Here is an 8,012-nt window from a genome sequence, read left to right on the forward strand (position 1 = left end):
TGGGGACGAGATGAGCGACGCGACGCGAGCGACCAGGACGATGGTCGTGGACCCCGAAAGCGTGCGTGACTTCCTCCGCACCGAGCCGGAATTCCTCCGCCAGGACGAAAGCCTGCTGGGCGAGCTGGGCCTGCGGGTCGACGCGGCCAACGTCGTCGACTTTGGCCCGCGCGCCCTGGCCCGCGCCGCCGCCGCCCATCGCCGGGAGGCCAGCGTCCGGCAGGCCATCGAGGCCAACGCCCGCGCCAATTACTCGGCCCAGGCCCAGACACACGCTGCGGTCATCGACATGCTCGACGCCCGCAACCACTCCGATCTCGCCCGCCGCGTCGATGAGATGGCCCAGTTGCGCTTCGGACATGCCGCCGGCGTGATCGCCCTGGAAGGCCCCAGCCGCGTCCCGGCCGGTTGGCGGGCCCTGGCGGAGAGCCAGGTCGATATGCTGCTGGGCGACGCGCCCATCGCGCGCATGGGCTTCTTCGCCCCGGCCCTGCCGCTGTTCGACGACAAGGCCGAGACGATTCGCAGCATGGCCATCGTCCGCATGGCGATCTGGGAGCCCCGTCGCGAGGCGCTGATCGCCTTCGGCTCGACCGACCCCGAAGGCTTCACGCCGGACATGGGCACCGAACTGGTCAACTTCCTGGCCCGGGTCGTCGAGCGCACGGCCGAACGCTGGCCCGTCCTGTGAGCGCCCGCCAGGCCTATGCCGCCTGGCTGGATCACCTGACGCTGGAGCGCCGGGCCTCGCCGCGCACGGTGCGGGCCTATGGCGACAATGTCCTGGCCTATCTGAACTTTCTTGAGACCCATCGCGGCGAATCTCTGAGCCTGTCCGCCCTGGCCGAGATCTCGGCGGCGGACCTGCGCGGCTATCTGGCCTGGCGTCGTCAGGGCGAGCATGCGCTTGCGCCCCGCTCGCTCTCCCAGGCCCTGTCCTCGATCCGAGCGTTTCACCGCTATCTCGATCAGCGTCATGGCGTCGCGAACGCGGCCGTAGATCTGGTTCGAGGCCCCCGGCTGAAGATCGGGCTGCCGCGTCCGGTCTCCGAAGACCAGGCCCGCGACCTGATCACCCAAGCCGCCGAAGACACCGAACGCGATCCCTGGGAGACGGCCCGCGACGAAGCCGTCCTGACCCTGCTGTGGGGCTGTGGCCTGCGCATCAGCGAGGCCCTCTCTTTGCGGATGAGCGACGCGCCCCTGTCGGCGACTCTGCGGATCACCGGCAAGGGCGGTAAGACCCGCATCGTGCCCGTGCTGGACGCGGTGCGCGACGCGATCGGGGTCTATCTCGACGAGCTGCCGTTCAACCTGGCGCCCGACGAGCCGCTGTTCCGCGCCAAGCGCGGCGGGCCGCTCTCGCCCCGCCATGTCCAGGGGCTGGTCCAGACCCTGCGTGGCCGCCTGGGTCTCTCTGACCGGGTGACGCCCCACGCCTTCCGGCATGCGTTCGCGACGCACCTGCTGGGCGCCGGCGCGGACCTGCGGGCGATCCAGGATCTGCTCGGCCACGCCTCGCTCTCAACCACGCAACGTTACACCCAGGTGGACGCCGCCGGCCTGTTGGCCGCCTATCAGGCCGCCCACCCCAAGGGATGACCCCGAGCAAGCACGCCGGGAGGTTCATCGCGCCCGTCCGTCGCGATGCGACACACTGTCGCGAAGGGCGACCGCCGAAACGCCATTAACCGCGATTTTACCGCATCAGGGCGTTGTGGGGGCTTGAGAAATTTCCCTCTGCGTCCCGCGTCTGATCGCTGACGAGGCCCCCTATGAAGCTCGACGACCTGAAAATTTCGACCAAGGTCGCCCTGCCGGCGGTCGCGCTGACCATCGTCAGCCTGGCGCTGGTAGGCGTTTCGTTCGTCGAGTCGCGGAAGGCCGAAGCTATCCGCTCGATGCTCATCAATGAGCGCGCGCCCGCCGAACTCGAGGCGTCCGAGTTCAACCGTCGCGTTGTGACCATCGGCTATGCGGCCTATCGCGTCGTTGCGAGCCAGGGGACCTCCAAGGAAGCCAAGGAAGCCAGCGCTGAACTGGACGCCGCTTACAAGACCGCCAAGGACAAGCTGCGCGGCATCAACACCGTGGATCCGACCGCCGAAAAGGTCACCAAGGACTTTGGCGCGCGCCTGGACAAGATCTACACCAGCGCGCGGCAGGGGGCTGATCTTGGCCTGCAGGACGTGGACGAAGCCGGCATGATGGTCATGGCGGTGCTCGATCCCGAAATCGTCAGCCTCAAGACCGACGTCGAGAAGTACACCACCGGCCACGCCGCAGAGACCGAGGCCCTGGTAACCAGGCTCGATCGCGAGGTCAGCCAGGGACGCATCATCAGCCTCGTCTTCGGCCTTTTAGCGATCGCCAGCGCCCTGGCCTTCGCACTGTGGATCGGCTCACGGAAGATCGCCGCGCCGCTGATCGCCACCGCCAAGACCATGGACTTCCTGGCCCAGGGCTCAGTCGACGTCGACGTGCGCGGCGCCGAGCGCAAGGACGAGGTCGGCGCCATGGCCCGCTCGGTCCAGGTGTTCAAGGACAACGCCGTGGCCCTGCGCACCGCCGAGGCCGCGCAGCAGCGCGCCAATGCCGAGGTCGAGGCCGAGCGTCGTCGCAATCAGGAACTGGCCGAGGCCGCCGCCAAGGAACAGGCCTTGGTCATGGAGGCCATAGCCGGTGGTCTCGCCCGCCTCTCAGACGGCGACCTGACCTATCGCCTGGATCAGCAGTTCCCCGAGGCTTACAAGCGCCTGCAGAGCGACTTCAACGGCGCCATCGCCCAGCTGGAAGAGGCCATGGGCACCATCGTCCACGCCGCCAGCAGCATCGGCGCCGGCTCGGATGAAATCGCCTCGGCCGCCGACGACCTGTCGCGCCGCAGCGAGCAGCAGGCCGCCAGCCTGGAAGAAACCGCCGCCGCTCTGGATGAGATCACCGCCACGGTGCGGCGTTCGTCGGCCGGGGCCCAGGAAGCCTCCAAGGTGGTCGGCTCGACCCGTTCCGACGCCGAACGCTCCAGCGTCGTGGTGCGCAACGCCGTCGACGCCATGAACCAGATCGAGAAGTCCTCGCAGTCGATCAGCCAGATCATCGGCGTCATCGACGAAATCGCCTTCCAGACCAACCTTTTGGCGCTGAACGCCGGCGTTGAAGCCGCCCGCGCGGGCGAAGCCGGCCGCGGCTTTGCGGTCGTCGCCCAGGAAGTGCGGGCCCTCGCCCAACGTTCGGCCGATGCGGCCAAGGAGATCAAGACCCTGATCTCGACCTCGTCGCAGCAGGTCAATCAAGGCGTCGCGATGGTCGGCCAGACCGGCGAGGCTCTACAAACCATCGTGGCGAAGGTGGGCGAGATCGACGCCCTGGTCAGCGAGATCGCCGCCTCGGGCCAGGAGCAGGCCACCGGCCTCAACGAGGTCAACGCCGCCGTCAACCAGATGGACCAGACCGTCCAGCAGAACGCCGCCATGGTCGAGCAGTCGACCGCCGCCTCCCACGCGCTCAAGAGCGAGGCCGGCAATCTGATGCAGATGATCTCGCGGTTCCGGGTCCAGGGCTCGGCGTCTGCTGCGGCCACCGGCGGCTCCAAGCGCGCCAGCCGCTCCGCCGCCCCGCCGCCGGCGGCGCACCGCCCCTCGGCGCCCGTCCATGTTTCGCCCGGCCCGACGCTCGCCAGCGCGGCGAGCCGTCCGGGCGCCAATCCGGTCGCCGCCGCTCAGGCCAAGCTGGCCAAGGCCGTCGGCGCGTCGTCCAGCGACGACTGGGAAGAGTTCTAAACCGGTTTAGTAAGCGTAAGCCCCGCCGCCCCCCTCTGGCGGGGTTCCTCCCCTCGAAAAACAGACTGGCCCCGCTTCCTCAGGAGGCGGGGCCTTTTTCTTGGCTGTATTCGCGTTGAGCGTGGGCGCTCACGCGGATTGGAAATCCTCGTCCTTCGACAAGCTCAGGATGAGGATTTTGTGCGAACCGAGGCCAACAGTCGTCCTCACCCTGAGCTTGTCGAAGGGCGAGGGCGGCCGCCACGACGCATGCACATCCAATGTGATCAGCTTTTTCTGTGGACGCGCCACCGCCGCCCAGGGATCCAAACGAGAACGGCGGAGCTCGCATCGCGAACTCCGCCGTTCCCAAGAACAAAAGGAATGTCGTTCCGACGCCGGAGCGACGACGCCTTCGCCTACGCCTGCATCGTCCAGCCTTCGACGCCCATGGCCGCCTGGCGCAGGGCTTCCGAGCGGGTCGGGTGCGGGTGGCAGGTGCGGGCCACGTCTTCCGAAGCGCCGCCGAACTCCATGGCCACGCAGTACTCGGCGATCATGTCGCCGACGTTCGGGCCGACCATGTGGGCGCCCAGAATGCGGTCGGTCTTGGCGTCGGCCAGGATCTTCACGAAGCCGTCGGTCTCGTGGTTGATCTTGGCGCGGCTGTTGGCCAGGAACGGGAACTTGCCGACCTTGTAGGCGACGCCCTCGGCCTTGAGTTCGTCCTCGGTCTTGCCGACCGTGGCCACCTCGGGGCTGGTGTAAACCACGCCCGGAATGATGCCGTAGTTCACGTGGCCGGCCTTGCCCGCGATCATCTCGATGCAGGCCACGCCCTCGTCCTCGGCCTTGTGGGCCAGCATCGGACCCGAGGTGACGTCACCGATCACCCAGACGCCGGCGACGCCGGTCTTGAAGTGATCGTTGGCGATCATGCCGCGCTTGTCGGGCGTGACGCCGACCGTCTCCAGGCCCAGGCCTTGGGTGTACGGGCGACGGCCGATGGCGACCAGCACGTAGTCGGCCTCGATCGTCTGGGCCTCGCCCCCGGCGACCGGCTCGAAGCTCAGCTTCACGCCCTTGGCGCCGGCTTCAGCGCCCGTGACCTTGGCGCCCAGCTGGAACTTGAAGCCCTGCTTGACCAGGATCTTCTGGAAGGCGTTGGCCACTTCAGTGTCGGTGCCCGGCAGGATGCGGTCCAGATACTCGACGACGGTGACCTCGGCGCCCAGGCGCTTCCAGACCGAACCCAGCTCCAGGCCGATCACGCCGGCGCCGACGACCACCAGGCGCTTGGGCACTTCGGGCAGCGACAGGGCGCCGGTGGAGTCGATGATGCGCTTGTTGTCGACGCTCACGCCCGGCAGCGGGGTGGGCTCCGAGCCGGTGGCGATCACGATGTTCTTGGTCTCGAGGGTGGTTTCCGAACCGTCCTCGGCTTTCACGACCACCTTGCCGACGCCGTCGATCCGGCCCCAGCCCTTCACGTATTCGACCTTGTTCTTCTTCATCAGGAACTCGACGCCCTTGGTCAGGGCTTCGACGCTCTCGGCCTTCTGGGCCATCATCTGGGAGAGGTTCAGCTTGGGCTTCACCTCGATGCCCAGCTTGGCGAATTCGGGACCCGTCGCGGCGGCGTACAGCTCCGAGGCGTGCAGCAGGGCCTTGGACGGCATGCAGCCGACGTTCAGGCAGGTGCCGCCCAGCTTGCCGCGGCCTTCGACGATCGCGACCTTCAGGCCCAGCTGGCCGGCGCGGATCGCCGCGTTGTAGCCACCAGGACCGCCACCGATGATGACGACGTCGTACTGAGCCATGGGTCTATCGCCTTCAGGACGCGCCATAAGCGGCGCCGGACAAGATATGGGCCTCGCCGGCCGTTCTGTCAGACCTTTGGAGGCGCGTGTTCCTTAGAACCAGAGTGTTAAAAACGGAACCACCTTTCGTCGACCGCGCCCTTGAAAATCAAGGAGAACGCGGCGCGGCGCCGAGCGGCGGAGCGCCCCACCCTGGGTAGCGCGACAAGCTTGACATGAGACGGCCTGGAGCGGTCCGGTCGTGGTGCCCAGCGCCCGGGAAGGCGACACCCGGACGGTGCTGTATTCGGGCGACGACGACGACGCCACGCTCGGGGACGCGATAGTGCGGACGGGCCGTTAGGCTGACCAGTCTTCCAGTTCGAGCGCCCCCACGCGGCGGAACTCCTTGATATTCGAGGTGGCGAGCGTCCAACCGCGATTGCGGGCCTGCCCCGCAATGAGCAGATCATATGGGCCAATAGGGGTCCCTGTTCTGCGCAACTCATCTCGGATAGAGGCGGCGGTGATCACATCGCTCTGGTCCAAGGGTTCAACTAGAATCTCTTCCAGAACCGCTTTCGTGGCGGTCCATTGCCGCTCGCGGTCGCGGCTGGCAAAAGCTCCGAATTGAAGCTCGTAGTAAGCGATCAAGGACGTCACCAGCGGCCGCCCCCCGAGGATCGCCGCATCGTAGCGCGCACGGACACCCGGTCGGCGGCCGCGAATGAGATCGATAATAACGTTAGTGTCGAGCGCCAGCGTCACTCGCCGAAGTCCCGCTCCTGCATGCCGGGCTGTTCGCGATCAGGAAAGTCAGCGCCCCCTAAGGCGTCGATGCGCGCCCACATGGCGGCCAGATCTTCAGCCGTGCGCGCGGGCTTTGGTCCGACGGGCTCAAGGATAACCTTGTCGCCTTCACGCGTGACCATGACCTCCGCCCCCTCGAAACGGAAGGCCTTTGGCAGGCGAACCGCCTGACTGCCGCCGTGCATGAAGAGCTTGGCTCGAGCCGGCGGAGTATCGAGCTTTCCCATGGCGGAGCCTTATATCTACATTGTATAGATACATCATGGCGCTTGACTAGGAAAGGGGCGCCGCCAAGCCGTGCTTGCTCGCCAGATAGCGCGCGATCGGGCGGGCGTCAGTCAGGAATGACAGATCGTTCGCGAAGTGGATCTCGCCGTGCGGACCCGCGTCCGGAGCGGCCTGGGCCAGGATAATCGTTGGGGCGTTCTGGTGCGCTTCCCCCAGGCGCTCGACCAGCACCGCGCGCGGACGGGCGTAGTCGACATAGACGATCTCCAGCGCCTCGCGCAGGGCCGGATAGGTCGCCAGATACCCCTCCATCATCGCGCAGTCGGGACAGAAACGCTGGGCGCCGTCCTTCTCGAAATGCGGCTTGAGCAGATAAAGCGTGTCCTTGGCCATGGCGTAGGTCCCGAAAATGCGAACGGCCCCGACGTAGGACGCCGGGGCCGCGAATGCAAAGAAGGCTTCGGTGGAGCTTAGAGCTCCAGCAGCAGGCGCTGCGGGTCTTCGATGGCTTCCTTGACCTTCACCAGGAAGGTCACGGCGCCGGCGCCGTCGACGATGCGGTGATCGTAGGACAGAGCCAGGTACATCATCGGGCGGATCTCGATCTTGCCGTTGATGACCATCGGGCGTTCCTTGATGGCGTGCATGCCCAGGATCCCCGACTGCGGCGCGTTCAGGATCGGGGTCGACATCAGCGAGCCGTAGATGCCGCCGTTGGTGATCGTGAAGGTGCCGCCCTGCATGTCCTCGATGGCCAGCTGGCCGTTGCGGGCCCGCTTGCCGAGGTCGCCGATGGTCTTTTCGATACCGGCCAGGTTCAGGGCGTCGGCGTCACGGACGACCGGAACCACCAGGCCCTTGTCGGTGCCAACGGCGACGCCGATGTCGTAGTGGTTCTTGTAGATGACGTCCTGACCGTCGATCTCGGCGTTGACGTCCGGGATCGCCTTCAGGGCCGCGACGACGGCCTTCACGAAGAACGACATGAAGCCCAGCTTCACGCCGTGCTGCTTTTCGAACACGTCCTTGTACTGGGCGCGCAGGGCCATCACCGCGCTCATGTCGACCTCGTTGAAGGTCGTCAGCATGGCGGCGCTGTTCTGGGCTTCCTTCAGGCGACGGGCGATCGTCTGACGCAGGCGCGTCATCTTCACACGCTCTTCGCGCTCGTGCAGGGCGCGCGGCGCGGCCGCAGCGGCGGCCGGGGCCGGGGCCGAGGCGCGGGCTTCCAGAGCCGCCAGGGCGTCGCCCTTGGTCACGCGGCCGTCCTTGCCGGTGCCGGCGACCTTGGAGAGGTCAAGGCCGCTCTCGGCGGCGATGCGGGCCGGGGCCGGGCTGACCGGGGCGGCGGCGGGAGCCGCGGCCGGGGCCGGGGCCGGGGCAGCCGGAGCCGGCTTGGGCGCTTCAGCCTTGGGCG

General features: G+C 67.2%; 9 protein-coding genes. 3 read left to right on the plus strand and 6 right to left on the minus strand.

Features of this window, described 5'->3' with window-relative positions:
* Window positions 1–10 precede the first annotated feature (10 nt).
* The 3 genes from CVUC_RS11855 (at window position 11) to CVUC_RS11865 (ending at window position 3,779) form a co-directional block, all read left to right on the plus strand.
* The gene (locus CVUC_RS11855) at window positions 11–691 is read left to right on the plus strand and encodes a DUF484 family protein (RefSeq protein WP_010918234.1); all 681 of its coding nucleotides are present in this window, start codon (window positions 11–13) and stop codon (window positions 689–691) included.
* Window positions 688–1,602 (plus strand): tyrosine recombinase XerC, encoded by a 915-nt coding sequence (locus tag CVUC_RS11860; protein WP_096032310.1) that lies wholly within the window; start codon window positions 688–690, stop codon window positions 1,600–1,602. The genes CVUC_RS11855 and CVUC_RS11860 overlap by 4 nt, the downstream gene beginning before the upstream one ends.
* 173 nt (window positions 1,603–1,775) lie before the next feature.
* On the plus strand, window positions 1,776–3,779 hold the full coding sequence (locus tag CVUC_RS11865) for a methyl-accepting chemotaxis protein (RefSeq protein WP_096032309.1): 2,004 nt from the start codon (window positions 1,776–1,778) through the stop codon (window positions 3,777–3,779).
* Window positions 3,780–3,908: 129 nt separating this feature from the next.
* Here CVUC_RS11865 and CVUC_RS20030 read toward each other — a convergent pair whose 3' ends face one another.
* The 6 genes from CVUC_RS20030 to odhB all read right to left on the minus strand — a co-directional run.
* Window positions 3,909–4,088 (minus strand): hypothetical protein, encoded by a 180-nt coding sequence (locus CVUC_RS20030; RefSeq protein WP_205685762.1) that lies wholly within the window; start codon window positions 4,086–4,088, stop codon window positions 3,909–3,911.
* A gap of 89 nt (window positions 4,089–4,177) precedes the next feature.
* Window positions 4,178–5,578 (minus strand): dihydrolipoyl dehydrogenase, encoded by a 1,401-nt coding sequence (gene lpdA, locus CVUC_RS11870; protein WP_096032308.1) that lies wholly within the window; start codon window positions 5,576–5,578, stop codon window positions 4,178–4,180.
* Between the two features lie 339 nt (window positions 5,579–5,917).
* Entirely contained in the window at window positions 5,918–6,325 is a 408-nt protein-coding gene (locus CVUC_RS11875; protein ID WP_125469911.1) for a type II toxin-antitoxin system VapC family toxin, read from the minus strand.
* On the minus strand, window positions 6,322–6,594 hold the full coding sequence (locus CVUC_RS11880) for an antitoxin (RefSeq protein WP_096032307.1): 273 nt from the start codon (window positions 6,592–6,594) through the stop codon (window positions 6,322–6,324). The genes CVUC_RS11875 and CVUC_RS11880 overlap by 4 nt, the downstream gene beginning before the upstream one ends.
* A gap of 46 nt (window positions 6,595–6,640) precedes the next feature.
* A complete protein-coding gene (locus tag CVUC_RS11885) occupies window positions 6,641–6,988 on the minus strand; it encodes a DUF3088 family protein (RefSeq protein WP_096032306.1) in 348 nt (115 codons plus the stop codon).
* A 77-nt stretch (window positions 6,989–7,065) separates the two neighbouring features.
* Window positions 7,066–8,012 (minus strand): 2-oxoglutarate dehydrogenase complex dihydrolipoyllysine-residue succinyltransferase (odhB, locus tag CVUC_RS11890; protein ID WP_101685823.1); only part of this gene is annotated, 947 nt, incomplete at its 5' end.

Origin of the sequence: Caulobacter vibrioides (assembly GCF_002858865.1) — a bacterium.
Classification (GTDB): Bacteria; Pseudomonadota; Alphaproteobacteria; order Caulobacterales; family Caulobacteraceae; genus Caulobacter; species Caulobacter vibrioides.

Coding starts and splice junctions, on each gene's coding strand:
- CVUC_RS11865 (WP_096032309.1), top strand. CDS start 1,776: ATGAAGCTCGACGACCTGAAAATTTCGACCAAGGTCGCCCTGCCGGCG.
- CVUC_RS11880 (WP_096032307.1), bottom strand. CDS start 6,594: ATGGGAAAGCTCGATACTCCGCCGGCTCGAGCCAAGCTCTTCATGCAC.
- CVUC_RS11855 (WP_010918234.1), top strand. CDS start 11: ATGAGCGACGCGACGCGAGCGACCAGGACGATGGTCGTGGACCCCGAA.
- CVUC_RS11885 (WP_096032306.1), bottom strand. CDS start 6,988: ATGGCCAAGGACACGCTTTATCTGCTCAAGCCGCATTTCGAGAAGGAC.
- lpdA (WP_096032308.1), bottom strand. CDS start 5,578: ATGGCTCAGTACGACGTCGTCATCATCGGTGGCGGTCCTGGTGGCTAC.